This window comes from Halomonas sp. PAMB 3264 (assembly GCF_031954245.1).
In the GTDB taxonomy this organism is placed as follows: domain Bacteria; phylum Pseudomonadota; class Gammaproteobacteria; order Pseudomonadales; family Halomonadaceae; genus Vreelandella.
Window position 1 is genome coordinate 604446 of the sequence record NZ_CP134866.1, and the last position, 26119, is coordinate 630564.

The following is a 26119-nucleotide window of genomic DNA, read 5'->3' on the forward strand; positions in this document are numbered from 1 at the left end:
TATTCTGTTCCCGTTATCGTTTCAACTCGTGCTCGAAGGAGGGAATCTTATGCAGTTTCTACACACCATGGTACGCATCAGCGATATCGATGCCTCGCTTCACTTCTACTGTGACCTGCTGGGGCTCGAGGAAGTGCGCCGCAAGGAGAGCGAAAAGGGCCGCTTCACGCTGATCTTTCTGGCGGCGCGAGACGACGTGGGGCGCAGCGAGCGTCTGAGCGCCCCGGAGCTCGAACTCACCTATAACTGGGACCCGGAGGAGTACGCCGGCGGGCGCAACTTTGGCCATCTGGCCTTTCGCGTCGACGATATCTACGCGACCTGCGAGCGGCTGCAGAACGCCGGCGTCACCATCAACCGCCCGCCGCGCGATGGCCACATGGCGTTCGTGAAATCCCCGGACGGCATCTCCGTCGAGCTTTTGCAAAAAGGGGACGCCTTCGAGCCCCAGGAGCCCTGGGCTTCCATGGATAACAGCGGCAGCTGGTAAAGGACGTTATCGGTGAAAAAACATATTATTGGCGCGCTTGCCGTCAGCGCGGCGCTGCTGTTGAGCGCGTGTAGCAGTGGCCCGGTTCAACAGGGCGGGTCGGCACCGGTCGCCAGTGGCGGGACGCTTTCGGGCCCGCTGGTCGGCACGCGCTGGAATCTACTGCTGATGGGGACCGACGAGCGCCTGTCGATGCCGCAAACGGCGTTTTTCCAGATTGGCCGCGACGGGCGTATTACCGGAAGCGACGGCTGTAACAACTTTCAGGGCAGCGTGAGCCTCGGTGAGAGTCAGCGCATCGAGGTGGGCGAGCTTTCCACCACGCGCATGGGCTGCGCCGAGCTCGATGATGCTCGCCGCGTGACCGGTATGCTCGAAACCGCCTACCGCTACCTGATCGATCACGACCGGGTGGTCTTTTTTGGTCCGGACAGCCGCGTGTTGGGCGGCTGGCGCAAGGCCAACTAACGCCGACCGGGTGGCCGATGTTTTGTCGTCGGATATAAATGTACGCCAGGCACGAAGTAGTGAAGGCGCGGCGCGGTTTTTTTGCTAAATTCGCGATTGGGTTCGGTTTTCATCAGAGACGAGTAACGATGGCCTGCGTACATTTTATCGGTGGTGAAAAGGGGGGCGTGGGCAAATCGATGACCGCGCGAGTGCTCGCGCAGTACTACATCGACCACGACCGGGCATTCATCGGCTTCGATGGCGATGCCTCTCACAAGACGTTCTCACGCTTTTACGCGGACTACGCCTCACCCGTGATCGTCGGTGACGACGAGAGCATGGACGGCGTGCTGATGGCGGTGGAGGCGGATCCCGAGCGCGACCTGATCATCGACCTGGCCGCGCAGTCGTCTCAGGCGTTGGGCCGCTGGCTCGATGAAACCGATGTGTTCGCGCTGCTCGGCGAGCTCGGTGCACGCGTGCAGTGGTGGCACGTCATGGATGATGGCGCCGACTCGGTGGCGCTGCTGCAAACGCTGTTGAAGCGCCTTGGCGATCAGCCGGTGAGCGTGGTGGTGGTTCAGAACCTGGGCCGTGGCGAGAGCTTCGAGCGTTTTCGCCAAAGCGAGGCCTGCCGCCAGGCGCGGGCTCAAGGCGCGCAGCTGATCGAGCTGCCAAGGCTTCACGCCAAGCTGACCCAGAAAATCGACTTCAACGACAGCAGCTTCTGGGCGGTGGCCAATGATCGTCGCCTGATGAACATCGCTGAGCGTCAGCGCATGAAAGTGTGGCTGCGCCAGGCCTATCGCGAGCTCGATGACGTGGTGGCCCCAAGCCCTGAGCCGGCATCAAATACCGGGGAAGCGTAGATGCAAGGCGCCCAGCCCGCCCTTGACCGGGCGCTGCTCGAGGCCATCGATGAGCTCGCCCGGGAGGCGGGCCAGGTGATTCTTTCGGTCTACCGCCGGGAGATCGACGTCACGCTGAAAGCGGATCAAAGCCCGCTGACCGAGGCGGACCTTCGCGCCAACGAGGTGATCCTGGCGGGGCTTGCCCGATTGACGCCCCAAACGCCGGTGCTTTCTGAAGAGAGTGTGGAGCGCTTTGAAGGGCCGGGGGTGGAGGGCACCTACTGGCTAGTCGACCCGCTCGACGGTACCCGGGAGTTCATCAAGCGCAATGACGAGTTCACCGTCAACATCGCCCTGATTCATCAAGGCGAGCCAGTGCTTGGGGTGGTGGTGGCCCCGGCGCTTGGCAAACGCTACCTGGCCGGGCGTGGGCTGGGCGCGTTCAAGGTCGAAGGCGAGGGCATCTGGCAGCCGATTCGCTGCGCCGAGTTCGATGCGGCCCGGGGCTATCGGGTGCTGGGCAGCCGCTCGCATCAGGACCCGCGATTGAAGGCCTGGCTTGGCTCGCTCGGTGAGTGTGAGCTCACCCCGCTTGGAAGCTCGCTCAAGGCCTGTCTGATCGCCGAGGGGCGGGCGGATGTCTACCCGCGCTTCGGGCCGACCAGCCTTTGGGATACCGCTGCCGCCCAGGCGGTGGTGGAGCAGGCCGGCGGGATGATCGTCGATGAAGCCGGTGAAGCGCTTGGCTACCACACGCCGGCAAGGCCTTTGAACCCCAGCTTTTTCGTCTGGAGCCAAAGCGCGCGCGAGCACTTTAACGCTTGACAAGCGCTGGCACGACCGGGGCAGGTGTGATAGGCTACGCCATCCTCTCAGGCAGCTAAGACAGAAAAAGCGTGGGAACGAGCGGGCCAAGGCTTGCCGTTACACGTTTGGCAGAGCAAAAACGCCTGCAAAATCAGTTGGTTGTTTAGGTAATGTCGAGCTTGGCGTTAGTCACTCGACAACATATAGTTAATTCGTTGCCGTTCAGGCAACCTTTATTCTCCAAGGAGATACCAGTGGCGAACAGCAAGCAAGCTCGCAAGCGCGCCCGCCAGGCCGAGACACGTCGTGCCCTGAAATCCAGCCAGCGCAGCATGGTCCGCACCTACATCAAGCGTGTGATCAAGGCGATTCACACCGGCGACCATGGCAAGGCAATGGAAGAGTTCAAGCAGATGCAGCCGGTCGTCGACCGCATCGCTGACAAGGACGTGCTGTCCAAGAAAAAGGCCGCTCGTCTGAAAAGCCGCTTGAACAAGCGAATTAAAGCGCTGGCAGCGTAAGCCGGCAGCGTCTTGAAAAAACCGGCTACGGCCGGTTTTTTTGTGCCTGTATACGTCCAGGGATAACGCGATGACGGACTCCTCTCCCCAGCAAGCCGCGGCCCCCCGGCGCACTCTGATGCGCTCGGGGCTGATCGTCAGCGCCATGACCATGCTCTCCCGGGTCATGGGGCTGGTCCGCGACGTCGTGGTGGCCACGTTTCTCGGCGCCGGCAGCGGGGCGGATGCGTTTTTCGTCGCCTTCAAGATTCCCAACTTTCTGCGTCGGCTGTTTGCCGAAGGCGCGTTCAACCAGGCCTTCGTGCCGGTGCTCTCCGAATATTCGACGCGGCAAAACCGCGAGGAGATCCGCGAGCTCTTGAACGCGGTAGCGGGAAGTCTTACCGCGCTGCTGGCGCTGATTACCGCGCTGGCCATGCTGTGCGCGCCCTGGCTGATCTGGCTGTTCGCGCCGGGCTTCGGCCGCGACCCGGAAAAGCTCGCGCTCACTGCGGACATGCTGCGCCTGACCTTTCCGTACCTGTTGCTGATTTCGCTGACCGCTTTTTCTGGCTCGGTGCTCAACACCTGGAACCGGTTCGCCGTGCCGGCGTTTACGCCGGTGCTGCTGAATCTCTCGCTGATCGGGGCGGCGCTTTTTTTGATGCCGCTGATGGAAGAGCCCGCCATGGCCCTGGCCTGGGGCGTGCTGATCGCGGGGTGCGCCCAGCTCGTTTTCCAGGTACCGTTTCTCTACCGGCTGGGGCTTCTGCCCACGCCCTGGCCCAACTTCGCCCACGACGGGGTGAAGCGCATCCTGAAGCTGATGGCGCCGGCGCTGTTTGGCGTGTCGGTTTCGCAGATCAACCTGCTGCTGGACACCGTGCTGGCCTCGCTTCTGGCCGCGGGCAGCGTCTCCTGGCTCTACTACTCGGACCGTCTGGTGGAACTGCCGCTCGGGGTGTTCGGCGTGGCGATCGGCACGGTGATTCTGCCGGCGCTCTCCAAGCGCCACGCGGAAAAATCAGGCGGCCACTTCGCCGCCATGCTCGACTGGGCGATTCGCGTGGTGCTGCTGCTGGGCGTGCCGGCCGCGCTTGCGCTGGTGGTGCTGGCGGAGCCGTTTTTGATCACGCTGTTTCACTACGGCGCGATGACCGACAGCGACATCCAGATGGCCGCCATGAGCCTTCGCGCCTACGCGGTGGGGCTCGTCGCGTTCATGCTGATCAAGGTGCTGGCGCCGGGCTTTTTTGCTCGCCAGGACACCAAAACGCCGGTCAAGGTCGGCATCGTTGCCATGGTCGCCAACATGGTCTTCAACCTGCTGTTGATATGGCCGCTGGCCCATGCGGGGCTGGCGCTGGCAACGGCGCTGTCGGCGTTTCTCAACGCCGGGCTTCTGGGCTATCTGCTGTATCGCGAAAAGGTGCTGGTGTTTCAGCCCGGCTGGGGGCGCTACGCGATCCAGCTCATCGGCGGAAGTGCGCTCATGGGAGGCGCGCTCTATCTGCTTACGCCGCCCTGGCAGGCGTGGCTCGATTTTAGTCTGTGGACGCGAATTGGTTGGGTGGCGGGATTGATGGCGCTCGGCGGCGGGCTCTATTTTGCCTGGCTTGCCGCCTGGGGGCTGCGCCTTCGCCACTTCCGGCTTTCAAGCTGAGTGAGGCGGCGCAATCGTAACTGCACCTTCACCGCGCGTTCGTTATAATCAAGGGCTTTGTTGACACAAAAGCATCTTCACCCACGCGGTGACTGGCACGCTTCAACCGAAAGAGGGGCCATGCACGTTATACGAGGTCTGCACAATCTGGGCGCAAGCGAGAGCGGCTGCGTGGCGACGATCGGTAATTTCGACGGCGTGCATCGCGGCCATCAGGCGATCATGGAGCAGTGCCGCGAGCACGCCGCGCGCCTGGGTCTGCCGCTGACGGTGGTAGTGTTCGAGCCTCAGCCGCGGGAGTACTTCGCCGGCGAGCAGGCCCCGCCCAGGCTTACCCGTCTTCGCGAAAAGGTGCGCCTTTTGGGCCAGCACGGCGCCGAGCGGGTGCTGTGTTTGGCCTTCAACGACGCCCTTCGAAGCCTGACCGGGCGTGAGTTCATCGATCGTGTTCTGATCGAAGGGCTCGGCGTGAAGCACCTGGTGGTGGGTGACGACTTTCGCTTCGGCTGCGACCGGCGCGGCGACTTCGCGCTGCTCAAGGCGGTGGGCGACGAAGAGGGCTTCGCCGTCGAGCACACGCGCACCTTCACGATAGAGGGTGAGCGCGTCTCGAGCTCCCGGGTGCGCACGATGCTCGCCAGCGGCAACTTCGCCGCCGCCCAGTGTTTATTGGGCCGGCCCTATTCGGTGTCTGGGCGCGTAGTGCGCGACCAGCAGCTTGGGCGCACCATCGGCGCGCCCACGGCGAATTTGCCGCTGTTGCCGCAGCCGCTGACCCTGCGCGGGGTGTTCGCCGTGATCGCGGAGCTTGCAGACGGCCGCCGTTATTCGGGGGTGGCCAACGTCGGCTTTCGCCCGACCGTCGGTGCCAAGCGCCCGACCCTCGAGGTGCACCTGTTCGACTTCGAAGGCGACCTGTACGGGCAGCGGCTCACCGTTTACCCCTGCGCACGACTGCGCGGCGAGGTGAAGTTCGACGACTTCGACGCGCTCAAGGCGCAGATTCAGCGCGACCAGGCGCGCGCGCGACGCTATTTTGCCCCCGGCGAGACTGCCTCGGCGGGCGCCGCAGGCACCGCTGAGGCGGATGTCACATCATCGGTTTCGAGCGCGCCTTTTGACGGCGGCGCGCTCGAGGCCTGGCTGGCTTCGGCCCCGCTCGGGCGAGAGGCCGCTTCTTCTGATTTCTCTTCGGCGGGCGACGCCGAGGCTAACGACGGCTGACCGGACCTATGGACTACAAGCACACGCTCAATCTGCCCGATACCGATTTCCCCATGCGCGGCATGCTGCCCAAGCAGGAGCCGGGGCGGGTTTCCAAATGGCAGGACATGGATCTCTACCAGCGCCTGCGCGATGCCCGCGCAGGCTCCCCGCTGTTCGTGCTGCACGATGGCCCTCCCTACGCCAACGGCAGCATCCATATCGGTCACGCCGTCAACAAGATCCTGAAAGACATCATCGTCAAGTCGAAGAACCTCGCCGGCTTCGATGCACCTTACGTGCCGGGCTGGGACTGCCACGGCCTGCCCATCGAGCACAAGGTCGAAACCACTCACGGTAAGCATCTCTCGCCGGAAAAGGCCCGAGAGCTCTGCCGCGAATACGCCGGCGCTCAGATCGAAACCCAGCTCACCGATTTCGTGCGTCTGGGCGTGATCGGCGACTGGCATCACCCCTACCGCTCGATGGACTTCGTCAACGAAGCCGGCGAGATCCGCGCGCTTGCCGAGATGGTCGAGGCGGGTTACGTGTTCAAGGGCTTGAAGCCGGTCAACTGGTGCTTCGACTGTGGCTCGGCGCTCGCCGAAGCGGAAGTCGAGTACCAGGACAAGAAGTCCGACGCCATCGATGTCGCCTTTCCGGTGGACGACGCGGACAAGCTGGCCGCGGCCTTCGGACTGGAGGCGCTTTCCAAGCCCGCGGCGGTGGTCATCTGGACCACCACGCCCTGGACCATTCCCGCCAACCAGGCGCTGAACGTCCACCCGGAGTTTACCTACGCCTTGGTCGACACCGGCGAGCGCCTGCTACTGCTCGCCGAGGAGCTGGTCGAGAGCTGCCTCGAGCGCTTTGGTCTGGAAGGTGAGGTAATCGCGACCGCGAAGGGCGAAACGCTCGACCTGATCGACTTCCGCCATCCGCTTTTTGATCGCCGCTCGCCGGTGTATCTGGCCGACTACGTCGAAAGTGAGGTCGGCAGCACCGGGATTGTCCACTCCGCGCCGTCCTACGGTGTGGACGACTTCAACACCTGCCGCGACTACGGCATGGAGTTCGACGACATGCGAAACCCGGTGCAGAGCAACGGCGTCTACGTCGATGATCTGCCGATGTTTGGCGGGGAGATGATCTGGAAGGCGAACCCGAAGATCGTCGCCGCACTTGCGGATGCCGGCGCGCTGATGGCGCATACGCCGATCACCCACAGCTACATGCACTGCTGGCGCCACAAGACGCCGGTGATCTACCGCGCCACGGCGCAGTGGTTCGTGGGCATGGACATCGAAGGCCGCGACGGCAAGACCCTGCGCGAAAAGGCGCTCGAGGGTATCGAAGCCACCCGGTTCACACCAAACTGGGGCCAGGCGCGGCTTCACAGCATGATTGCCCACCGCCCGGACTGGTGCATCTCGCGCCAGCGCAACTGGGGCGTGCCGATTCCGTTCTTCCTTCACCGCCAGACCGGCGAGCTTCACCCCAACACCGTGGGCCTGATGGAAGAGGTCGCCAAACGCGTGGAAGAGGGCGGCATCGACGCCTGGTTTGGCATGGACGCTCTAGAGCTTCTCGGCGCCGAGGCCGATGAGTACGAGAAAATCACCGACACGCTGGACGTGTGGTTCGACTCCGGGACCACCCACCGCCACGTGCTCCGAGGCTCGCACCCGCACGGTCATGAGTCCGGCCCGCGGGCGGATCTGTATCTCGAAGGCTCGGATCAACACCGCGGCTGGTTCCACTCATCGCTTCTGACCGGCTCGGCCATCGACGGCCACCCGCCGTACCGCGAGCTTCTGACCCACGGTTTCACCGTCGACGCTCAGGGGCGCAAGATGTCCAAATCGATCGGCAACGTGGTCGCGCCGCAAACGGTGATGGACAAGCTCGGCGCCGACATCCTGCGTCTGTGGACCGCGTCCACCGACTACTCCGGCGAAATGGCGGTGTCCGATGAGATACTGAAGCGCACCGCCGACGTTTACCGGCGCATTCGCAACACCGCGCGCTTTTTGCTGGGTAACCTGACCGGGTTCGAGCCGAGCCGCGACATGGTGGCGTTCGACGACATGATCGCGCTGGATCGCTGGATCGTCGACCGCGCCGACCAGCTCCAGGCGCGCATCCAGACCGCGTATGACGAGTACCGCTTCCGCGACGTCTATCAGCAGGTGCATGACTTCTGCGCCCGCGATCTGGGTGGCTTCTACCTGGATATCATCAAGGATCGCCAGTACACCACCCAGGCGGATTCGCTGGCGCGGCGAAGCTGCCAGAGCGCGCTGTATCACGTGATCGAAGCGCTCTCGCGCTGGGTCGCGCCGATTATCTCCTTCACCGCCGAGGAGATCTTCGAGCATATCCCGGGTGAGCACGGCGACAGCGTGCTGCTCGAGACCTACTACGAGGGGCTCACGCCGCTTTCCGACGATGCCGAGATGGGCCGCGAGTTCTGGGAGCAGGTGCTCGAGGTCAAACAGGCGGTCAACAAGCGGCTGGAAGAGGCGCGCGGCGAGGGCACCATCAAGGGCTCGCTGGATAGCGAGGTAACGCTCTATGTCAGCGACGAGCTCGAGGCGCTGCTTGCGCGCCTGGGCGACGAGCTGCGCTTCGTGCTGATCACCTCGAACGCGACGCTCAAGCCGCTGACCGAGGCCGAGGCGGGCGCTCACAGCGAGCTCGAGGGATTGAAGGTCGCCGTGGCGCCGAGCCCCTATGAGAAGTGCGAGCGCAGCTGGGAGCGCCGCCCGGACGTGGGTAGCCACCCGGAGCACCCGACGCTTTGCGAGCGCTCGATTTTGAACCTGCCGGACGGCCCTGGCGAGGTCCGCCGCTATGCCTAACGCAACTCAAGCGCCGGCGGCGGAAAGGGCGCCGATGCGCCGGCCGCTGCGCTTTTTATGGATCGCCGCGGCGGTCATCGCGGTCGATCTGTTGACCAAGTACTGGCTCAGCCACGCGCTGGATTACAACGCGCCGGTGCAGGTACTGCCGTTTTTCGATCTGCGCCTGATGCACAACTTCGGCGCGGCGTTCAGCTTTCTGGCCGACCACCCGGGCTGGCAGCGCTGGTTCTTCGCCATCATTGCGGTCGGCGCGAGCGTCGCGCTGACCGTTTGGCTTTCGCGCATCCGCCGCGATGAAAGAATTCTGGCCGTGGCGCTGCCCTTGATCATCGGCGGGGCGCTGGGCAACCTGTACGACCGGCTGGTGCACGGCTACGTGGTCGATTTTCTCTCCTTCCACGTCGCCGGCTGGTACTACCCGGCGTTCAACGTGGCCGACATGGGCATCGTGATTGGCGCTGCGCTGTTGATCTGGGAGTCGATCATGGGCGATCGGCGGCGCAAAAAGGCCGCTGTCAACGAAACCACCCACTAGCGAGAAGCGCATGGACTACGTCATCGACGAGGGTATGGAAATTACCCTGCATTTCACCCTGAAGCTCGAAGACGGCACGGTGGTGGACTCGACCAAAGAGAAAGCCCCGGCCACCTTCGTCTTCGGCGACGGCAATTTGCCGCCGGGTTTCGAGCACCCGATCAAGGGGCTCGCACCGGGGCAGAGCGGCACGTTCGAGATCACCCCGGAGCACGCCTTTGGCCAGCACAACGCGCAGAACATCCAGACGCTCAAGCGCGCGGATTTTGGCGACGAAGAGCCGGAGATCGGCATGGTGATGTCGTTTGCCGACAAGGCGGGCACCGAGCTTCCCGGCGTGGTCAAGACCATCGACGGTGACCGGGTCGAGGTGGACTTCAATCATCCACTGGCCGGGCGTACACTGACCTTCGAGGTCGAGGTGCTCGAGATTCGCCCCGCGACCACTCACTGACCCGCATCGCCCGCGCACGCGTCGATCGAACGCGATGAGCCGGGCGCTGTCTCAATGCATCAAGAGCCGCGAGCCACTATTCACTCAGCGATGCGCTCACGCATCAAGGCGCTACCATGAACGCACCCGAAACCGAGTCTCAAACGACGCCGATCACCATTCAGTTGGCCAATCCTCGCGGCTTCTGCGCCGGGGTGGATCGTGCCATCGACATCGTCAACCGGGCGCTCGACGTGTTCGGCCCGCCGGTCTACGTGCGCCACGAAGTGGTCCATAACAAGTTCGTCGTGGATTCGCTTCGAGAGCGCGGCGCGGTGTTCGTCGAAGAGCTCGACGAGGTGCCGGACGACGTCATCGTGATCTTCTCCGCCCACGGTGTCTCCCAGGCGGTGCAGGAAGACGCCGACCGGCGGGGCTTGAAAGTGTTCGACGCCACCTGCCCGCTGGTGACCAAGGTGCACATGGAAGTGCTGCGCTACGCCAAGCGCGGCCAGGAGTGCATTTTGATCGGCCACGAAGGTCATCCCGAGGTCGAGGGCACCATGGGCCGCTACGATACCTCTTTTGGTGGGCGCATTTACCTGGTCGAGGATGAGGAGGACGTGGCGAAGCTCGACGTGGCCGACCCGTCGACGCTCTCGTTCGTGACCCAAACGACGCTGTCGATGGACGATACCGCGAAGGTGATCGACGCGCTGCGCGACAAGTTCCCCGAGATCCAGGGCCCGCGCAAGAACGACATCTGCTACGCCACGCAAAACCGTCAGGACGCGGTGCGCGACTTGGCGGCGCAAAACGATCTCATTCTGGTGGTGGGCAGCCCGAATAGCTCCAACTCCAACCGCCTGCGCGAACTCTCCGAGCGGATCGGCACGCCGGCTTATCTGATCGACAACGCCGATCAGATCGAGGGCCACTGGCTCGACAACGTTTCGCGTATCGGTGTGACCGCTGGCGCCAGCGCGCCGGAGGTGCTGGTCAAGGGCGTGATCGAGCGGCTCAAGTCGCTCGGGGCGACGGACCCCTCAGAGCTTGCCGGCCGTGAAGAGACCATCGTGTTCTCGATGCCCAGGGAGCTTCGTGATCAGGTGATCGCAAGCGGCTAATGCGTTCAACGCCCGTTTTAGCCATACTTAAGGTATGGGCTAACTAAAACGAGGCGACTCCGTGACCAATCGTTTTGACCCACGCGCCGGCGCCACGTTGCGCCCGCGCGGTTTCACCCTCATCGAAGTACTCATCGTGGTAGCGATCGTCGCGATCCTCGCGGGCATCGCCTATCCAGGCTATCAGCGCTATACCCAGAACGCGCTTCGCACCGATGCCCAGGCCGGGCTTTTGAGCGCCGCCGCCGAGCTCGAACGCTGCTACGCCCGTCTCTACAGCTACGACAACGGCTGCGCCATCCCTGATACCTCCCCCGATGGCCACTACGACATTCTACGAACCCCCGGCAATACGAATGCGCAGGCGCCGGACTACGATGGTGGTTTTCTACTGACGGCCACGACCGATGAGAACGACGGCTGCAGTGAGCCGCTTACTCTGAACGCGCTCGGCGAGCGTCACCCCGAACGGTGCTGGTGAATGAGCACCGGTCAGCGTGGCTTTGGGCTCGTCGAGTCGCTGGTCGCGCTGCTGGTGCTCTCGCTTGGGCTGGTCGCCATGGCCGCGCTACAGTTGAAGTCCCTGCAGGGTGCCCACGAAGGGTACCAGCAAGCGCTTGCAAGCGTTGCCGCGCTGGATGCCCAGGAGCGGCTCTGGGCTGAGTACCGTCGCGCGCCGGCCTGCGCCGACATGGCTATCGGTCAGGTCGAGCGCCGCTGGCGCCAGTACTGGTTCGATGAGGACGAGGCGCTGCTTGCCGGTGACGCCCTGGGCGCGATAGAGCGTCAGGGCTGCGCGTTTATGATCACCGTGACGCGCGTGTCGTTTGTCCCTGCGACGTATCGGCTCGAGCTGCCTGCCCGGTCGGCGGAGCGCCCATGAACGGGCAGCGAGGTTTGACGCTGGTGGATGCGCTGGTCGCGGTGGCGCTTTCCAGCGCCGTGGTGCTTGGCGCCGGGCGGCTTTTGCTGTCGAGCTTTCACACCTTCGAGCAGGTGGACCGGCTGGGTCGCCAGCAGCAAACTCTCATTTATACCGCCACGGCCATGGCCGACCGGCTGCGGCGCCCGAGTGACTTTAGCGCGCAAACCGCAGCGGCTTTTCGCCTTGTGTGTCGCGGCGAGCCGGGTGAGTGTCGCTGTACCGTGCAGGACCGCGAAGAGGCCCAGCCGCTGGTCTCGTTCGACAGGCTCGGACCAGGCGCCTGCGCGCAAACCGGTGCACTGGTCGAACCCGTTCAAAACGGCGTGTTTCGCGTCGCCCTGCCGCTTGGCCCCAACGGGCAGCGGGTTGCCTTTCATGTCACTCAGCGCCCATTTGGGCTGGCGAGTACCGATGCGCTGCGCTGAGACTACCTCCGTCCTTGGCCGCCAGCGTGGTGCGGCGCTGGTGGTGGTCATGGTCGTGTTGACCGGCGCGCTGATGCTCGGCCTCGTGGGCGTTCAGTCGGCGCTGGTCGACCAGCGCCAGGCCGCCAACTACCGCGCCGCGCTCAAAGCGCACATGCGCGCCGAAACTGCCGCCGCGAGAGCGCTTTCCGCCGTTGATACGCTCGACTGGCACAATGCCCCCGGGCTCGAACCGGGTCAAAATGTTCGCTGGCCGATAGTCACCGCACACCCCACGGCGGTGCATCGCTGTGTCGAGGGTTCGTGTCTTTATCTGCCCGTGATGCGGGGCGCCGAGCGCTGGGTGCTGGCACTTGGCGTGAGCCGCGCGAGTAACGGGGAGCTTGCCGCACACAGTGCGCCGATACTGCTGCGGGTCGACGAAGAGCGCGAGCCCGGGGCGACGTTTTCGTGGGATTGAGTGTACAATCGAACCACTTTCGAATTTTTATGACGCTGGATCGATCACACCATGAGCAACGCCAAAACCCGTGTGCTGACCGGGATTACCACCTCCGGCACGCCCCATCTGGGCAACTACGTCGGCGCCATCAAACCGGCCATCGAGGCAAGTCAGGATCCGAACGTGGAGCCGTTCTACTTCATGGCCGACTACCACGCGCTGATCAAGTGCCAGGACCCCAAGCGGGTGCAGCAGTCGCGCCTGGAGATCGCCGCGACCTGGCTGGCGCTGGGCCTCGATACCGATAACGCGGTCTTCTACCGCCAGTCGGACATTCCGGAAATTCCCGAGCTCATGTGGATGCTCTCCTGCGTCTGCGCCAAGGGGCTGATGAACCGTGCCCACGCCTATAAAGCGGCGGTGGCGGATAACGAGGAAGCGGGCAATCAGGACGCCGATAAAGGCGTGACCATGGGGCTGTTTGGTTACCCGGTGCTAATGGCGGCGGATATCCTGATGTTCAACGCCCACAAGGTGCCGGTCGGGCGCGACCAGATTCAGCACATCGAAATGGCGCGCGACATCGCTGGACGCTTCAACCACCTTTATAAAGGCAATTACTTCGTTCAGCCCGAGGCGGTGGTGGACGAAAAAACCGAAGTATTGAAGGGCCTGGACGGGCGCAAGATGTCGAAAAGCTACGACAACACCATTGCGCTGTTCGCCCCGGAGAAAAAACTCCAGAAGCTCGTTCGCAAGATCAAGACCAACTCGCTGGAGCCTGGCGAGCCAAAGGACCCGGACACCTGCACGCTGTTTCAAATCTACGCGGCCTTCGCAAGCGCCGAGGAAGCGGCTGCGATGCGCGAGCAGTACGCTGCCGGCATCGGCTGGGGCGATGCCAAAAATCAGGTGTTCGACTACCTGAATGCACACCTGCAAGCGCCCCGCGAGCGCTACTCGGCGCTACTCGAAGACCCGGGCCATATCGAAAATGTATTGCAAAAGGGCGCCGAGCGCGCCCGCGAAGAGGCCACGCGCACCATCGAGACGCTGCGCTCGGCGATGGGGCTGGGGCGCTTTAGCTAAGCGTATCACCGCCCGAATATCGCGCAAGCGATAGGCTCTGCCGCCAGGCAGGGCCTTTTTTAGCGCCGTGCCTAACCGTTTCGTGGCGCATAAGCTACAGTCAGGCGACAAGGATGCCGTGAGTCGGGCGCTTTTCGTCCTATGGGGCAACGCATTGACAAGGAATGAGTAAATGCAATCGACGTACCGTCATCAAACGTTTACCGAAAAAGCCATGATCGTACTGGCGCTGGCGGTCGTGGCGCTGGTGCTCTGGAAACTCGTGGGGTTGCTGCTGCTGATCTTCGGCGCGGTGGTCGGGGCCTGTATTCTGCAAACCTGCATGAATCCGCTGCTCGATCGAGGTATGCCGCGCTGGCTGGCGCTATTGATCGTGGTGGTCGGCCTGATACTGCTGCTGGCCGGTATCAGCCTGGCCTTTGGCTCTCAGGTGACCTCGGAGCTCGAGTCGCTGACGTCGCTGCTGCCCGACGCCTGGCAGCAGCTTAGAGAGCGCCTTCAGGATACGCCGCTGGAACCCTTGATGGACAACGCCGGCGAGCGCGCCGGGTCGATGTTCGAAAACGGCATCGCGCAGTTCGGCATGGTGGTGGTTTCCATGGGCGGGAGTCTGGTGAACTTTTTTGCCCTGTTCGTGGGCATGATCTACTTCGCTGCCCAGCCGCAGGTGTATCGCCACGGACTGCTGCTGCTCGCGCCGATCAAGAGTCGCGACAAACTGGCCGGTGCGCTGGATGCCAGCGGCAAGGCGCTGCGACATTGGCTCGGTGGGCAGCTGATCGCCATGGCAAGCACCGGTTTTCTGGTCGGGGTGAGCATGTGGTTGATCGGTGTGCCGGCCCCACTCGGGCTTGGGCTGATTGCCGGGGTGCTGGATTTCGTGCCGCTGGTCGGGCCCTTGATCGCCGCGGTGCCGGCACTTTTGCTCGCCTATACGGTCAGTCCCCAAACCGCGCTGTTCGCGCTGATCGCTTACGTGATCATCCAGCAGATCGAGGGCAACGTGCTGCAGCCGCTGGTGCAGCAGCACGCGGTAAGCCTGCCGCCGGCGATGCTGCTGTTTTCGCTCTTCGCTGCCAGCACGCTTTTCGGCGTCGCTGGGGTGCTCCTGGCCGCACCGCTGACCGTAATCGGTTTCGTGTTGATCAACGAGCTCTACGTTCAGCGCGAAGAGGGTGATCACAATCCTGTCGAGTAGGCCAGCGCGCTACCCGGTTTTATAATCAGCGCTTGCAATCAACGCTTAACCATCGAGGGTGCCTCATGTCGACCACGTCTGCCTCACCGGAGGCCGAAAAACTCTCCAACAAGTACCGGGTGCCGCTGCTCGCCATGGCGGCGACGGTACTCGGTGCGCTATTGATCGGCGTGTTCTTTAGCGCCAATACCGGGCTTTTGATGATCATCGGCGCGCTGTTTGGCGTCGTGCTCTACCACGCCGCCTTCGGTTTCACCGCGGCCTGGCGGGCCTTCATCACCGAGCGCCGCGGCCGGGGCTTGCGCGCTCAGATGGTCATGCTCGCCATTGCCGTCGTGCTGTTTTTCCCTGCCCTCGGCGCGGGGTCGCTCTCCGGCACGCCGGTGGCCGGTTTCGTTGCGCCCATCGGCGTGTCCGTGGTGGTCGGCGCGTTCATTTTCGGGCTCGGCATGCAGCTCGGTGGCGGCTGCGCCTCGGGAACGCTCTTCACCGCCGGCGGCGGCAACGCGCGCATGCTGATCACGCTGCTGTTTTTTGTGGTCGGCTCGGTGATCGGCACCGCCCACTTCGCCTGGTGGCAGAGCCTGCCGGCGTTCGCGCCGGTATCGCTGGTGGAGGTCGCGGGCCCGAGCGTAGGTATCGCCATTAGCCTGGTGATCTTTGCCGCGATCGCCGCGACCACGCTGGTGCTGGAGCGCCGCCGCCACGGCCAGCTCGAAAGGGCGCCGGCGGTGACCCGGCCGCTGCGCGAGCGTTGGCTGGCAGGACCCTGGCCCTTGTATGCCGGGGCCGTAGCGCTGGCGCTTTTGAACTTCGCCACGCTGGCGCTTGCCGGCCGTCCCTGGGGCATCACCTCGGCCTTCGCGCTGTGGGGGGCGAAGGTGTTCGAATTCATCGGCGGCGATGTCAGTCAGTGGGGTTACTGGCAGTCCGCGTCCAACGAAGCGGCGCTCAACGCCAGCATCTTTTCGGACATCACGACGGTCATGAACATCGGCATCATGCTGGGGGCGTTGGCGGCGGCGCATCTGGCCGGGCGCTTCGCGCCGAACTTCAATATCCCGATTCGCTCGGTGGTGGCGGCGATTCTCGGCGGGCTGATGCTTGGTTACGGCGCGCGGCTCGCCTTTGGCTGCAACATTGGCGCCTACTTCAGCGGCATCGCCTCGGGTAGCCTGCACGGCTGGGTCTGGATGGCAGCCGCCTTCGCCGGCAACATGCTGGGGGTCAAAATGCGGCCACTGTTTTTCGCCGGGGTAGAAGGGCGCAAGCCGAAGGCGAAAACCGCCTGACGCTAACTGATTGATGTCTCGTGCCTCGCTAAAAAAGCGAGGCATTTTTTTGCGCCAGATGGGTGCGCGTGCCACCTTTGTCGTAGTAGCGTGGTACATTACGCCGTCATACTGTAAACGCTTGATATTGCTGCGCTGCAGCAGTAATGGACGAGAAGAGAGCCCCATGACTGAAAGCAAACGCCCCTTGTACATTCCTTACGCCGGTCCTTCCCTGCTCGAGATGCCGCTATTGAACAAAGGCAGTGCGTTTACTCAAAAGGAGCGACTCGCGTTCAACCTGATTGGTTTGCTGCCGCAGAAGGTCGAGACCATCGAGGATCAGCTCGAGCGCAGCTACCGCCAATACCAGCAGTGCCATAACGATCTGGACCGCCACATTTTCCTGCGCGCGATCCAGGATGACAACGAAACGCTCTACTTCCGGCTGGTATCCGAGCATCTCGAGGAGATGCTGCCGATCATCTATACGCCGACGGTCGGCAAGGCGTGTCAGGAATTTTCCAATATCTATCGCAACCACCGGGGGCTTTTTATCAGCTACCCGGATCGTGAGCACATGGACGACATCCTGCGCAGCGCCACCAAGGACAACGTCAAGGTGATCGTGGTCACCGACGGCGAGCGCATTCTGGGCCTTGGTGACCAGGGCATCGGCGGCATGGGCATTCCGATCGGCAAGCTGGCGCTTTACACCGCTTGCGGCGGGATCAGCCCGGCCTATACGCTGCCGATCATGATCGACGTGGGCACCAACAACCAGGCACTGCTGGACGACCCGATGTACATGGGCTGGCGCCACGAGCGGGTCGGCCAGGACGAGTACGACGCCTTCATGGCGGACTTCATCGCCGCGGTCAAGCGCCGCTGGCCCAACGTGCTGCTGCAGTTCGAGGACTTCGCCCAGGCCAACGCCGTGCCGCTTTTGGAGCGCTACCGCAACGAGCTTTGCTGCTTCAACGACGACGTCCAGGGCACCGCCTCGGTGGTCGTGGGCACGCTGATGGCGGCCTGCCACGCGCGTGAAGAGAGTATCGCCAAACAGCGGGTAGTCTTCGTCGGTGGCGGCTCCGCCGGCTGCGGCATCGCCGAGCAGGTCGTGGTCGCGATGCAGGCCGAAGGGCTATCGGAGCGCGAAGCGCGCGAGCGGATCTACGTCATCGACCGCGACGGATTGATGACCTCGGATCAGAGCTGGCAGCGTGATTTCCAGCGCCGGCTGGCCCACGACCCTTCGCTGGTCAAGGACTGGAACGGTCAGGGGCTCGAGGAGACCATTGCCCGAATCAAACCGACCGTGCTGATCGGCGTGTGCGGCCAGCGCGGTATCTTCACCGAGCAGGTGGTGCGCACCATGCATGCCGGCTGTGAGAATCCGGTGATCATGCCGCTCTCCAATCCGACCTCTCAGGCAGAAGCGTTGCCGGAAGACGTGATTCGTTGGACCGATGGCCAGGCGCTGGTCGCCACCGGCAGCCCCTTCGCGCCGGTGGTGCACAACGGGCGCACCTACGCGATCGCCCAGTGCAACAACGCCTACATTTTCCCCGGCATTGGCCTTGGCGTGGTCGCGGCGAAAGCCCACCGCGTGACCGACGAGATGCTGATGAGCGCCTCCCGGGCGCTGGCGCGCGAAGCGCCGCTGGTCAAGGAGGGCAAAGGGGCGCTTTTGCCGCCGCTGTCCAGAATCCGCGAGATCAGCCAGTCGATCGCTTTTGAAGTGGCCGCTACCGCCCAGCATAACGGCGTGGCGCTGACCACCAGCGGCACCCAGCTTCGTCACGATATCGAAAGCGCGAGCTGGGACCCGGACTACCGCGAGTACCGCCGTCGCGCCGTTTAAACCTTCACGCCGCGCAGGCCCCCGCGCCGCTGCCCTGGCAGCGGCGCTTTTTTAGGGGCGAAAAAAAACCCCCACCAGGGTGGGGGCATGCAAGCATTGGGTTCATCTACTGCTTAGGCTGCGCCGATCATCTTGCGCAGCACGTAGTGAAGAATACCACCATGGCGGTAGTACGCCAGTTCGTTCACCGTATCGATACGGCATTTCGCCTCGAGGGTGCGCTCACCGTCGCCGTTTTTGATCGTGACCTTCACGTTCGAGCCCGGGCTCAGATCGGAAAGGCCCTCGATCGATACCTCCTCATCGCCGGTCAGCCCCAGGCTCTGGCGGCCTTCGCCTTCCGGGAACTGTAGCGGTACCACGCCCATGCCGATCAGGTTGGAGCGGTGAATACGCTCGTAGGACTCCGCCAGCACCGCACGTACGCCGAGCAGGCGCGTGCCCTTGGCGGCCCAGTCGCGGCTGGAACCCGTGCCGTACTCCTTGCCGGCGATCACGACCAGCGGCGTGCCTTCTTCCTGATACTTCATGGCCGCATCATAAATGGCCATCTGCTCGCCGCTCGGCACGTGGCGGGTTTCGCCGCCGACCACGCCGTCGAGCATCTCGTTTTGAATACGCACGTTGGCGAAGGTGCCGCGCATCATCACCTCGTGGTTGCCGCGCCGCGAGCCGTAGGAGTTGAAGTCCACCGGCTTCACACCATGCTCCTGCAAATAGCGCCCGGCGGGGCTGTCCGGCTTAATCGAACCCGCCGGCGAGATGTGGTCGGTGGTCACCGAGTCGCCCAGCATCGCCAGCACCCGGGCGTTTTTGACGTCTTCGGTGGGCTCGGGTTCGCGGCCCATCCCCTCGAAAAACGGCGGGTGCTGAATGTAGGTGGACTCCGGCCATTCGTACACCTGACTTTCCGGCACGTTGATCGCTTTCCAGGTCTCGTCGCCTTCGAACACCTCGCCATACTCCTTGCGGAACATGTCGGTGTTGACCTTCTCGACCGCCTCGGCGATTTCGGCCTGGGAGGGCCAGATATCCTTCAGATACACCGGGTTGCCGTCGCCGTCATCGCCAAGTGGTTCATCGACCAGATTGCACTGCACGTTGCCGGCCAGGGCGTAGGCGACCACCAGAGGCGGTGAAGCGAGCCAGTTGGTTTTCACCAGCGGATGCACACGGCCTTCGAAGTTGCGGTTGCCCGAGAGCACCGAGGCCACGGCCAGGTCGCCTGAGTTGATCGCTTTTTCGATCTCCTCGGGCAGCGGGCCGGAGTTGCCGATACAGGTGGTGCAGCCGTAACCCACCAGATTGAAGCCCAGCGCGTCCAAATCCTCGTTCAGGTTCGCCGCGGCCAGGTAGTCGGTGACGACCTTGGAGCCCGGCGCCAGGGAGGTCTTGACCCAGGGTTTGGTTTCCAGACCTTTCTCTCGCGCCTTGCGCGCCAGAAGGCCGGCGGCCATCATCACGCTCGGGTTGGAAGTGTTGGTGCAGGACGTAATCGCGGCGATCACGACCGCCCCCGGGTTCAGGCGGAAACTCTGGCCGTTGTAGGCCACGTCCTGGCTGTCGTTGTGCTCGAAGCTTCGTTCGAGGCCCACCGCGGTCTGGCCACCTTCCGAGGAGAACTTGCCGGTTTCGGTGTTTTGCTCGAGCTTGCCGTCGTCTTCCATCACCTTGTTGAAGGCGTCGGGCAGGTTCTTGAGCGATACGCGATCCTGCGGGCGCTTGGGTCCGGCCAGGCTCGCCTCGACGGTGCTCATATCGAGGCCCAGGGTGTCGGTAAAGACCGGCTCGTCGCCGGGTTCGCGCCACAGCCCCTGCTCCTGGCAGTACGCTTTGACCAGCGCGATCTGGTCGTCTTCACGGCCGGTCAGGCGCATGTAGTTCAGGGTTTCGTCGTCCACCGGGAAGAAGCCGCAGGTCGCGCCGTACTCCGGCGCCATGTTGGCGATCGTGGCGCGATCCGCCAGCGGTAGATCCTTCAGGCCGTCGCCGTAGAACTCGACGAACTTGCCGACCACGCCTTTCTTGCGCAGTATTTCGGTGACGGTCAGCACCAGGTCCGTTGCGGTAATGCCTTCCTGCAGCTTGCCTTCGAGCTTGAAGCCGATGACTTCGGGAATCAGCATCGACACCGGCTGACCCAGCATCGCGGCTTCCGCCTCGATGCCGCCCACGCCCCAGCCAAGCACGCCAAGACCGTTGATCATGGTGGTGTGCGAGTCGGTGCCGACCAGCGTATCGGGGAAGGCGTAGGTTTTGCCGTCTTCTTCCTTGGTCCAGACCGATTTGCCCAGGTACTCCAGGTTGACCTGGTGGCAGATACCGGTGCCCGGTGGGACGACCTTGAAGTTGTCGAAGGCCTGCTGGCCCCAGCGCAAAAACTCGTAACGCTCGCGGTTGCGCTCCATTTCGATCTCGACGTTCTCATCGAACGCCGTGGCATGACCGAACTCGTCGACCATGACCGAGTGGTCGATGACCAGATCCACCGGCGAAAGCGGATTGATGCGCGCCGGGTCCTCGCCGAGCTTTTCGACCGCGTCGCGCATCGAGGCCAGATCGACCACGCCGGGCACGCCGGTGAAGTCCTGCATGAGAACGCGTGCCGGACGGTAGCCGATTTCACGGCTCGATTTGCCCTCTTTCTGCCAGTCGACCAGCGCCTGCAGATCGTCGTTGTCGACGCTTTCGTCGTCGCCGAAGCGCAGCTGGTTTTCCAGCAGGATTTTCAGGGTCTTGGGTAGCCGTTCAATATTGCCAAGCGACTCGGCCGCCTTGGGCAAGCTGTAGTAGGCGTAAGAGCGGCTGCCTACCTCCAGGGTGCTGAGCGTATCGGGGATCTTGCTCATTCCATGCTCCTCTACTTGATGGCTGGGCGTTTTTAGGTTTTTGCAGTGCCACGGTAAGTCATGTTCAGGCCTTAAATTAACACACGTTGGGTGGCGCTCTGTTGGCACCTGGCCTGTTCCACCGCGATGGGTCGTTGTGTAAAGCCTAGCTTATTAATGGTACTTGTTAATGGTACATGGGCATTTTAATCCGGCCTTTCAAGCGCGCGGCACCCAATGGATGAGCGTGGGCCTTGTAATCGCTTGTACTCGACGCCATTTCAGGCAGACTCTCTTGTCTGGTTTTCGACCGCTACCAGCGCATGGTTGGTAGGGTGATCGGTTTTATCGAGATTTATAGGTGGTGTCATGGAAACGCGTCATGAACGTTTGATCATTCTCGGCTCCGGGCCTGCCGGGTACACTGCGGCGGTTTACGCCGCTCGCGCCAACCTGAAACCGGTGCTCATCACCGGGCTACAGGCCGGCGGACAGCTGACCACGACCACCGACGTGGACAACTGGCCCGGGGAAGCCGAGGGCATTCAGGGCCCGGCGCTGATGGAAAAAATGCAGGCCCACGCCGAGCGCTTCAACACCGAGGTGCTGTTCGACCATATCAGTGAAGTCAGCCTGAGCGAAAAGCCTTATACGCTTAAAGGCGATAGCGGTACCTACACCTGCGACGCGTTGATCATCGCCACCGGCGCCAGCGCCCGCTACCTGGGGCTGCCCACCGAGCAGCAGTTCATGGGCCAGGGCGTTTCCGCCTGTGCGACCTGCGACGGTTTTTTCTATCGCAATCAGGAAGTCGTGGTCGTGGGCGGTGGTAACACCGCGGTAGAAGAGGTGCTCTATCTCTCCAACATCGCCTCCAAAGTGACGCTGGTACACCGTCGCGATACGCTGCGCGCCGAGAAGATCCTGCAGGACAAGCTGCTCGAGAAAGTCGAGGCGGGCACCATTGCGCTCGAGTGGTTCCAGCAGGTCGACGAGGTGCTGGGCGACGGTAGCGGCGTGACCGGCGTGCGCTTGAAGTCCACGCTCGACGGCACGACCAAGGAGCTTCACGCGCCGGGGCTGTTCATCGCCATCGGCCATAGCCCCAATACCGGCATTTTCGAGGGACAGCTTGCGATGAAGGGCGGCTACATCACCGTCAATTCCGGGCTCGAAGGCAATGCCACCGCGACCAGCGTGCCCGGCGTATTCGCCTGCGGCGACGTGATGGACCATATCTACCGCCAGGCGATCACCTCGGCGGGCAGCGGCTGCATGGCGGCCCTCGACGCCGAGCGCTATCTGGACGGCATCGCCTGATCAAAAGCAGTCCGGGCGCTGCTCGTTGACTCGGAGCCGGCCGAGCTGGCTCAGTACGAGCACTCGGCCGGTGTCGGCGCCGTTACATAGATAAAACGTTCCGTTGAAGCCGCTGGTGTGGCCCAGCGGCGTGTAGCGTACCTGCCGCCAGCCCCGGTTGTAGGTGATGTCACTGTCAGGATGCGTGGGAAAGATGCGTACCACGCGCCGCGACGCATGCCCCCCATCGAGCGCGGTTTCGATGACCGCCAGCGGCTGGCTCCAGTCATTGCTGCACTGGCGCGCGTGGGTGATGGGGCAAAGTGTGACGGTTCTTCGCTTTGTGATCGCCGTATTACGCGCCAGGGAAAACGCGCGCTGAAAACGATTGATCTCGCTTTTGAGCGCCACGGCGTGGCCAAGGGCTTGAAGATGAGAGGACGCCCCGTGGGCCAAAATGACGGCGATGAGCAGCGCGACGACCAGCTCCAGCAGGGTAAAGCCGCCTGCCGCGGGTGAGCGCTTAAGCAAACGAGGCATGAGTCGGCCCTCCCGAGGCGCCGAGTGTCCTGAGGCTAGATTAATGAGCCTTCGAATCAAAGAAGGTAGGCGCGAGCGCAGACGCGTGTAGGAAATAAGGAACGGGTATCGTGAGCGATTTCTTGATTGTGGGCGGCGGGGTCATCGGCATGATGACCGCGCTTCAATTGGCGGACGCCGGCCAGACGGTCTCGATCGTCGAGCGTGGCGTGTGCGGCCAGGAGGCGTCCTGGGCGGGCGGCGGTATCGTCTCGCCGCTTTACCCCTGGCGCCACGGGCCGGCGATCTCGACGCTTTCGCGTTGGTCGGAAGGCGCCTACCCCACGCTTGCGCTGCGCCTGCTGGAAGAGACCGGGATCGACCCGGAGTATCGTCAGAAAGGGCTTTTGTACCTGAGCGTCGAGGACGATGAGGCGGCACTCAATTGGTCGCGCGAGTTCGGTAAGCCCCTGGAGCGCGTCAGCCGCGCCTTCGTGGCCGACAAGGAGCCCCAGGCCGCCGCAACTGAGCGCGCGCTCTGGATGCCGACGCTTGGCAGCGTGCGCAACCCACGCCTGGGTCAGGCGCTGCGCGCCCGGCTTGAGGCCATGAAAGGCGTGACGCTTTATGAGCATCAGCAGGTAGGCGGGCTGGTCGTCGAGCACGGCCGGGTGACGGGGATCGAAACTCGAGAAGGGCATCGACGGGCGCAGCGCGTGGTGCTCTGCGCCGGGGCCTGGACGGCGGCGCTTCTGGCGCCGCTTGGCATCGAGCTTCCGGTGCGCCCGGTCAAGGGGCAGATGATCGCCTATCGGGCGCCGAGAGGGCTCGTCGAGCGCGTCGTGCTCAAGGATGGGCGCTACATCATTCCCCGAAATGATGGCCTGCTGCTGGTGGGCTCGACGCTCGAGGAGGCCGGCTTCGACAAGAGCACTGATGAAGCCGCCCGGGCGTCGCTCGTTCGAAGCGCCGAGGAGATCGTGCCGGCGCTCGCCCACTATCCGGTAGCGCACCACTGGGCGGGGCTACGGCCGGGCTCACCCAACGGGCTTCCCTTTATCGGCGCGGTTCCGGGAGTCGCCTCGCTTTATATCAACGCCGGGCATCATCGCAACGGGCTGGTGCTGGCGCCGGCCTCGACGCACCTGCTGGCCGATACGCTGCTTGATCGCGCGCCGCTGATCGACCCGACGCCCTTTGCGCCGACCGAGGAGCGGCTGGCGCTTTAGGCGGGGTCGTCTTTCTTCTGCTCCTCTATGTAGCGCTCTCGATGGGCGCTTGAGCAGAACCACTTCTCATCGAAGCGCAGCGCTTCGTTTTCCGGCACGTGCACCTCGCACCAGCGACAGCGCACCATGGCGCCGCCTTCGACGCGCTTGGGCGTTTCGTTCTTTGCCAATTTGTGCTGGCGGTACCGGCCGTAGAGCTTCAGGCCCACATAAAACACCAGCGCAAAAATAAGTAGCCGAATGATCAACAGGTTCATCCTTTTATCGCTCCCAGCGGGAAGGGGGTAACCGGGGGCGCCCTTTGCCAGCGGCGAGCGCTTGCGGGACAATGCGGGCGACCCGGTACGGTTTGGAGGCGAGTGAGCGCTGAGCCTTGGCGCTTCGCGTCCAAACGGTATGTTTCAAGGATTCTCAAGAGATTTTACCCCCCATGCAAGAGTTAACGCTGGTCATGGCCCAACTCGACCCACTGGTCGGGGATATTGCCGGTAACGCCGCCAAGGCAATCGAAGCGGTGCGCGAGGCGCGTATCGAGCACCGGGCGGACGTGGTGGTCTTTCCCGAGCTGTTTCTGACCGGCTACCCGCCGGAGGATCTGTTGTTGAGAGCCTCGATGGAGTCGCGCCTTGAAAAGGCCCGGGCGACCATGGCCGAGAAAGTCGCCCGCGACGTGCTGGTGATCATCGGCTACCCGGGCGTGAGAGACGGTAAGCGGTTCAACCTGGCCGGGGTGCTCTATAACGGGCAGTGGCAGGCGGAGTACGCCAAGCAGGCGCTTCCCAACTACCAGGTGTTCGACGAGCAGCGCTACTTCACCGCCGGGCGCGAGCCGCTGGTATTCGAGCACAAGGGCGCCCGGCTTGGGCTTTTGATCTGCGAGGATCTGTGGGAGAGCGCGCCGATCGAGGCGGCCAAAGAGGCCGGCGCCGACGTGCTGGTGACGCTCAACGCCTCGCCCTTTCATCAGGAGAAGCCCAGCGAGCGGCTGGCGCTGTTCGAGCAGCGCGCCCGCGCGGTCAGCCGGCCGATCGTCTACGTCAATACCATTGGCGGGCAGGACGAGCTGGTGTTCGACGGCGGCTCGAGCGTGATCGACGCCGACGGGGCGCTCAAGGTGCTCGCCCCTTACTGGCAGGCCGGACTGATGCCGGTGCGCTTTGTCGAGTCTGACGGCGCGTGGGCACCGGAAGCCGGTGAGATCGAAGAGGCGGTGTCACCAGAGGAGAGCCTCTACTGCGCGCTGGTCACCGGGCTTCGCGACTACGTCAACAAGAGTGGTTTCCAGGGCGTAGTGCTGGGGCTTTCCGGCGGTATCGACTCGGCGCTGTCACTGGCGATCGCCGTGGACGCGCTCGGCCCGCAGCGGGTGCAGGCGGTGATGATGCCGTATCACTACACTGCGGACATCTCGAAAGAGGATGCCGCGCAGCAGGCCGAGATGCTCGGCGTCGACTATGACGTCATGCCGATCGCGCCGATGGTCGAGGCGTTCACCCGGACGCTTGCCGAGAGCTTCGCCGGTGCCGAGCGTGACACGACCGAGGAGAACCTGCAGTCGCGCTGTCGCGGCGTGCTGCTCATGGCGATCTCCAACAAGAAAGGGCTCATGGTGCTCACCACCGGCAACAAGAGCGAGATGGCGGTGGGCTACGCCACGCTCTACGGCGACATGGTCGGCGGCTACAACGCCATCAAGGATGTTTACAAGACCTGGGTATACAAGCTTGCGCGCTGGCGCAACACGCAGTCGCCGGCGGTCCCCGAGCGGGTCATCGAACGCCCCCCGAGTGCCGAGCTCGCCCCGGATCAGCAGGATAGCGATTCGCTTCCGGACTACGACGTGCTCGACGCGATTCTGTTGCGCTACATCGAAGGCGACATGAGCGCCGAGGCGATCATCAATGAGGGCTTTACCGAGGCCGACGTCTATCAGGTGGTCAAGCTGGTGGACCGCTGCGAGTACAAGCGCCGCCAGGCGCCGGTCGGCGTGCGCGTCACCGCCCGAGGCTTTGGCCGCGACCGCCGCTACCCGATCGTCAACGGCTGGCAGCCTGGTGACTGACTAGTCGCGTGGTAAGCGGCCCTCGATCATGAAACAAGCCAGGCA

Annotated in this window: 25 protein-coding genes; 22 read left to right on the forward strand and 3 right to left on the reverse strand. The window is 63.5% G+C overall.

What is annotated here, in order from left to right:
- Positions 1 to 49: 49 nt before the first annotated feature.
- The 19 genes from gloA to RN347_RS02875 all read left to right on the forward strand — a co-directional run bounded on the left by gloA (position 50) and on the right by RN347_RS02875 (position 18137).
- Entirely contained in the window at positions 50 to 490 is a 441-nt protein-coding gene (gloA, locus tag RN347_RS02785; protein WP_263585158.1) for a lactoylglutathione lyase, read from the forward strand.
- 12 nt (positions 491 to 502) lie between these two features.
- Positions 503 to 958: an META domain-containing protein gene (locus RN347_RS02790; protein ID WP_263585157.1), complete on the forward strand. Its 456-nt coding sequence runs from the start codon at positions 503 to 505 to the stop codon at positions 956 to 958.
- Positions 959 to 1086: 128 nt separating this feature from the next.
- Positions 1087 to 1809: a mobilization protein gene (locus RN347_RS02795; RefSeq protein WP_311960055.1), complete on the forward strand. Its 723-nt coding sequence runs from the start codon at positions 1087 to 1089 to the stop codon at positions 1807 to 1809.
- Positions 1810 to 2616 carry a 3'(2'),5'-bisphosphate nucleotidase CysQ gene (gene cysQ, locus RN347_RS02800; protein ID WP_311960057.1) on the forward strand — a complete coding sequence of 269 codons (807 nt, stop codon included), beginning with the start codon at positions 1810 to 1812 and terminating at the stop codon, positions 2614 to 2616.
- A gap of 236 nt (positions 2617 to 2852) precedes the next feature.
- The gene (gene rpsT, locus RN347_RS02805; protein WP_263585154.1) at positions 2853 to 3119 is read left to right on the forward strand and encodes a 30S ribosomal protein S20; all 267 of its coding nucleotides are present in this window, start codon (positions 2853 to 2855) and stop codon (positions 3117 to 3119) included.
- Between the two features lie 70 nt (positions 3120 to 3189).
- On the forward strand, positions 3190 to 4761 hold the full coding sequence (gene murJ / locus RN347_RS02810; RefSeq protein ID WP_311960060.1) for a murein biosynthesis integral membrane protein MurJ: 1572 nt from the start codon (positions 3190 to 3192) through the stop codon (positions 4759 to 4761).
- 120 nt (positions 4762 to 4881) lie between these two features.
- Entirely contained in the window at positions 4882 to 5985 is a 1104-nt protein-coding gene (gene ribF / locus RN347_RS02815; RefSeq protein ID WP_311960063.1) for a bifunctional riboflavin kinase/FAD synthetase, read from the forward strand.
- 8 nt (positions 5986 to 5993) lie between these two features.
- Entirely contained in the window at positions 5994 to 8825 is a 2832-nt protein-coding gene (gene ileS / locus RN347_RS02820) for an isoleucine--tRNA ligase (RefSeq protein ID WP_311960066.1), read from the forward strand.
- Positions 8818 to 9363, forward strand: a complete 546-nt coding sequence (gene lspA, locus RN347_RS02825) for a signal peptidase II (protein WP_263585150.1) — start codon at positions 8818 to 8820, stop codon at positions 9361 to 9363. Before ileS ends, lspA begins: the two co-directional genes overlap by 8 nt.
- Positions 9364 to 9373: 10 nt before the next feature.
- A complete protein-coding gene (fkpB, locus tag RN347_RS02830; protein WP_263585149.1) occupies positions 9374 to 9817 on the forward strand; it encodes an FKBP-type peptidyl-prolyl cis-trans isomerase in 444 nt (147 codons plus the stop codon).
- 116 nt (positions 9818 to 9933) lie between these two features.
- Positions 9934 to 10923: a 4-hydroxy-3-methylbut-2-enyl diphosphate reductase gene (gene ispH, locus RN347_RS02835; protein ID WP_311960072.1), complete on the forward strand. Its 990-nt coding sequence runs from the start codon at positions 9934 to 9936 to the stop codon at positions 10921 to 10923.
- 61 nt (positions 10924 to 10984) lie between these two features.
- On the forward strand, positions 10985 to 11404 hold the full coding sequence (locus RN347_RS02840) for a type IV pilin protein (RefSeq protein ID WP_311960074.1): 420 nt from the start codon (positions 10985 to 10987) through the stop codon (positions 11402 to 11404).
- On the forward strand, positions 11405 to 11806 hold the full coding sequence (locus RN347_RS02845; protein ID WP_311960076.1) for a prepilin-type N-terminal cleavage/methylation domain-containing protein: 402 nt from the start codon (positions 11405 to 11407) through the stop codon (positions 11804 to 11806).
- On the forward strand, positions 11803 to 12273 hold the full coding sequence (locus tag RN347_RS02850) for a prepilin-type cleavage/methylation domain-containing protein (RefSeq protein ID WP_311960078.1): 471 nt from the start codon (positions 11803 to 11805) through the stop codon (positions 12271 to 12273). Before RN347_RS02845 ends, RN347_RS02850 begins: the two co-directional genes overlap by 4 nt.
- On the forward strand, positions 12260 to 12733 hold the full coding sequence (locus tag RN347_RS02855) for a hypothetical protein (protein WP_311960080.1): 474 nt from the start codon (positions 12260 to 12262) through the stop codon (positions 12731 to 12733). Before RN347_RS02850 ends, RN347_RS02855 begins: the two co-directional genes overlap by 14 nt.
- A 51-nt stretch (positions 12734 to 12784) precedes the next feature.
- Positions 12785 to 13804, forward strand: coding sequence for a tryptophan--tRNA ligase (locus RN347_RS02860; RefSeq protein WP_263585144.1), 1020 nt, complete (start codon positions 12785 to 12787; stop codon positions 13802 to 13804).
- A gap of 172 nt (positions 13805 to 13976) precedes the next feature.
- Positions 13977 to 15002 carry an AI-2E family transporter gene (locus RN347_RS02865; RefSeq protein ID WP_263585143.1) on the forward strand — a complete coding sequence of 342 codons (1026 nt, stop codon included), beginning with the start codon at positions 13977 to 13979 and terminating at the stop codon, positions 15000 to 15002.
- Between the two features lie 65 nt (positions 15003 to 15067).
- Positions 15068 to 16294 carry a YeeE/YedE family protein gene (locus RN347_RS02870; protein ID WP_263585142.1) on the forward strand — a complete coding sequence of 409 codons (1227 nt, stop codon included), beginning with the start codon at positions 15068 to 15070 and terminating at the stop codon, positions 16292 to 16294.
- A gap of 166 nt (positions 16295 to 16460) precedes the next feature.
- Positions 16461 to 18137, forward strand: coding sequence for an NAD-dependent malic enzyme (locus RN347_RS02875; RefSeq protein WP_311960083.1), 1677 nt, complete (start codon positions 16461 to 16463; stop codon positions 18135 to 18137).
- Between the two features lie 113 nt (positions 18138 to 18250).
- Here RN347_RS02875 and acnA read toward each other — a convergent pair whose 3' ends face one another.
- On the reverse strand, positions 18251 to 20986 hold the full coding sequence (gene acnA / locus RN347_RS02880; protein WP_263585140.1) for an aconitate hydratase AcnA: 2736 nt from the start codon (positions 20984 to 20986) through the stop codon (positions 18251 to 18253).
- A gap of 348 nt (positions 20987 to 21334) precedes the next feature.
- Here acnA and trxB point away from each other — a divergent pair, with 348 nt between their 5' ends.
- On the forward strand, positions 21335 to 22285 hold the full coding sequence (gene trxB, locus RN347_RS02885) for a thioredoxin-disulfide reductase (protein WP_311960085.1): 951 nt from the start codon (positions 21335 to 21337) through the stop codon (positions 22283 to 22285).
- Here the strand turns inward: trxB and RN347_RS02890 are convergent, their stop codons facing one another.
- Complete coding sequence (locus RN347_RS02890) at positions 22286 to 22804, reverse strand: GspH/FimT family pseudopilin (protein WP_311960087.1); 519 nt, start codon at positions 22802 to 22804, stop codon at positions 22286 to 22288.
- Positions 22805 to 22914: 110 nt separating this feature from the next.
- Between RN347_RS02890 and thiO the strand changes: the two genes are divergently transcribed.
- Positions 22915 to 24012: a glycine oxidase ThiO gene (thiO, locus tag RN347_RS02895; RefSeq protein ID WP_311960089.1), complete on the forward strand. Its 1098-nt coding sequence runs from the start codon at positions 22915 to 22917 to the stop codon at positions 24010 to 24012.
- Here thiO and RN347_RS02900 read toward each other — a convergent pair.
- Positions 24009 to 24269: a PP0621 family protein gene (locus RN347_RS02900; protein ID WP_263585136.1), complete on the reverse strand. Its 261-nt coding sequence runs from the start codon at positions 24267 to 24269 to the stop codon at positions 24009 to 24011. The genes thiO and RN347_RS02900 overlap by 4 nt on opposite strands.
- 173 nt (positions 24270 to 24442) lie before the next feature.
- On the opposite strand from RN347_RS02900, the gene RN347_RS02905 reads away from it, so the two are divergent.
- The gene (locus RN347_RS02905; RefSeq protein WP_311960092.1) at positions 24443 to 26074 is read left to right on the forward strand and encodes an NAD+ synthase; all 1632 of its coding nucleotides are present in this window, start codon (positions 24443 to 24445) and stop codon (positions 26072 to 26074) included.
- Positions 26075 to 26119: the final 45 nt, after the last annotated feature.

Excerpts from the sequence above, each read along its gene's own strand:
- gloA (WP_263585158.1), top strand. The coding sequence starts at position 50 with ATGCAGTTTCTACACACCATGGTACGCATCAGCGATATCGATGCCTCG.
- RN347_RS02795 (WP_311960055.1), top strand. The coding sequence starts at position 1,087 with ATGGCCTGCGTACATTTTATCGGTGGTGAAAAGGGGGGCGTGGGCAAA.
- cysQ (WP_311960057.1), top strand. The coding sequence starts at position 1,810 with ATGCAAGGCGCCCAGCCCGCCCTTGACCGGGCGCTGCTCGAGGCCATC.
- murJ (WP_311960060.1), top strand. The coding sequence starts at position 3,190 with ATGACGGACTCCTCTCCCCAGCAAGCCGCGGCCCCCCGGCGCACTCTG.
- ribF (WP_311960063.1), top strand. The coding sequence starts at position 4,882 with ATGCACGTTATACGAGGTCTGCACAATCTGGGCGCAAGCGAGAGCGGC.
- ileS (WP_311960066.1), top strand. The coding sequence starts at position 5,994 with ATGGACTACAAGCACACGCTCAATCTGCCCGATACCGATTTCCCCATG.
- lspA (WP_263585150.1), top strand. The coding sequence starts at position 8,818 with ATGCCTAACGCAACTCAAGCGCCGGCGGCGGAAAGGGCGCCGATGCGC.
- fkpB (WP_263585149.1), top strand. The coding sequence starts at position 9,374 with ATGGACTACGTCATCGACGAGGGTATGGAAATTACCCTGCATTTCACC.
- ispH (WP_311960072.1), top strand. The coding sequence starts at position 9,934 with ATGAACGCACCCGAAACCGAGTCTCAAACGACGCCGATCACCATTCAG.
- RN347_RS02845 (WP_311960076.1), top strand. The coding sequence starts at position 11,405 with ATGAGCACCGGTCAGCGTGGCTTTGGGCTCGTCGAGTCGCTGGTCGCG.
- RN347_RS02850 (WP_311960078.1), top strand. The coding sequence starts at position 11,803 with ATGAACGGGCAGCGAGGTTTGACGCTGGTGGATGCGCTGGTCGCGGTG.
- RN347_RS02855 (WP_311960080.1), top strand. The coding sequence starts at position 12,260 with ATGCGCTGCGCTGAGACTACCTCCGTCCTTGGCCGCCAGCGTGGTGCG.
- RN347_RS02860 (WP_263585144.1), top strand. The coding sequence starts at position 12,785 with ATGAGCAACGCCAAAACCCGTGTGCTGACCGGGATTACCACCTCCGGC.
- RN347_RS02865 (WP_263585143.1), top strand. The coding sequence starts at position 13,977 with ATGCAATCGACGTACCGTCATCAAACGTTTACCGAAAAAGCCATGATC.
- RN347_RS02870 (WP_263585142.1), top strand. The coding sequence starts at position 15,068 with ATGTCGACCACGTCTGCCTCACCGGAGGCCGAAAAACTCTCCAACAAG.
- RN347_RS02875 (WP_311960083.1), top strand. The coding sequence starts at position 16,461 with ATGACTGAAAGCAAACGCCCCTTGTACATTCCTTACGCCGGTCCTTCC.
- acnA (WP_263585140.1), bottom strand. The coding sequence starts at position 20,986 with ATGAGCAAGATCCCCGATACGCTCAGCACCCTGGAGGTAGGCAGCCGC.
- trxB (WP_311960085.1), top strand. The coding sequence starts at position 21,335 with ATGGAAACGCGTCATGAACGTTTGATCATTCTCGGCTCCGGGCCTGCC.
- RN347_RS02890 (WP_311960087.1), bottom strand. The coding sequence starts at position 22,804 with ATGCCTCGTTTGCTTAAGCGCTCACCCGCGGCAGGCGGCTTTACCCTG.
- RN347_RS02900 (WP_263585136.1), bottom strand. The coding sequence starts at position 24,269 with ATGAACCTGTTGATCATTCGGCTACTTATTTTTGCGCTGGTGTTTTAT.
- RN347_RS02905 (WP_311960092.1), top strand. The coding sequence starts at position 24,443 with ATGCAAGAGTTAACGCTGGTCATGGCCCAACTCGACCCACTGGTCGGG.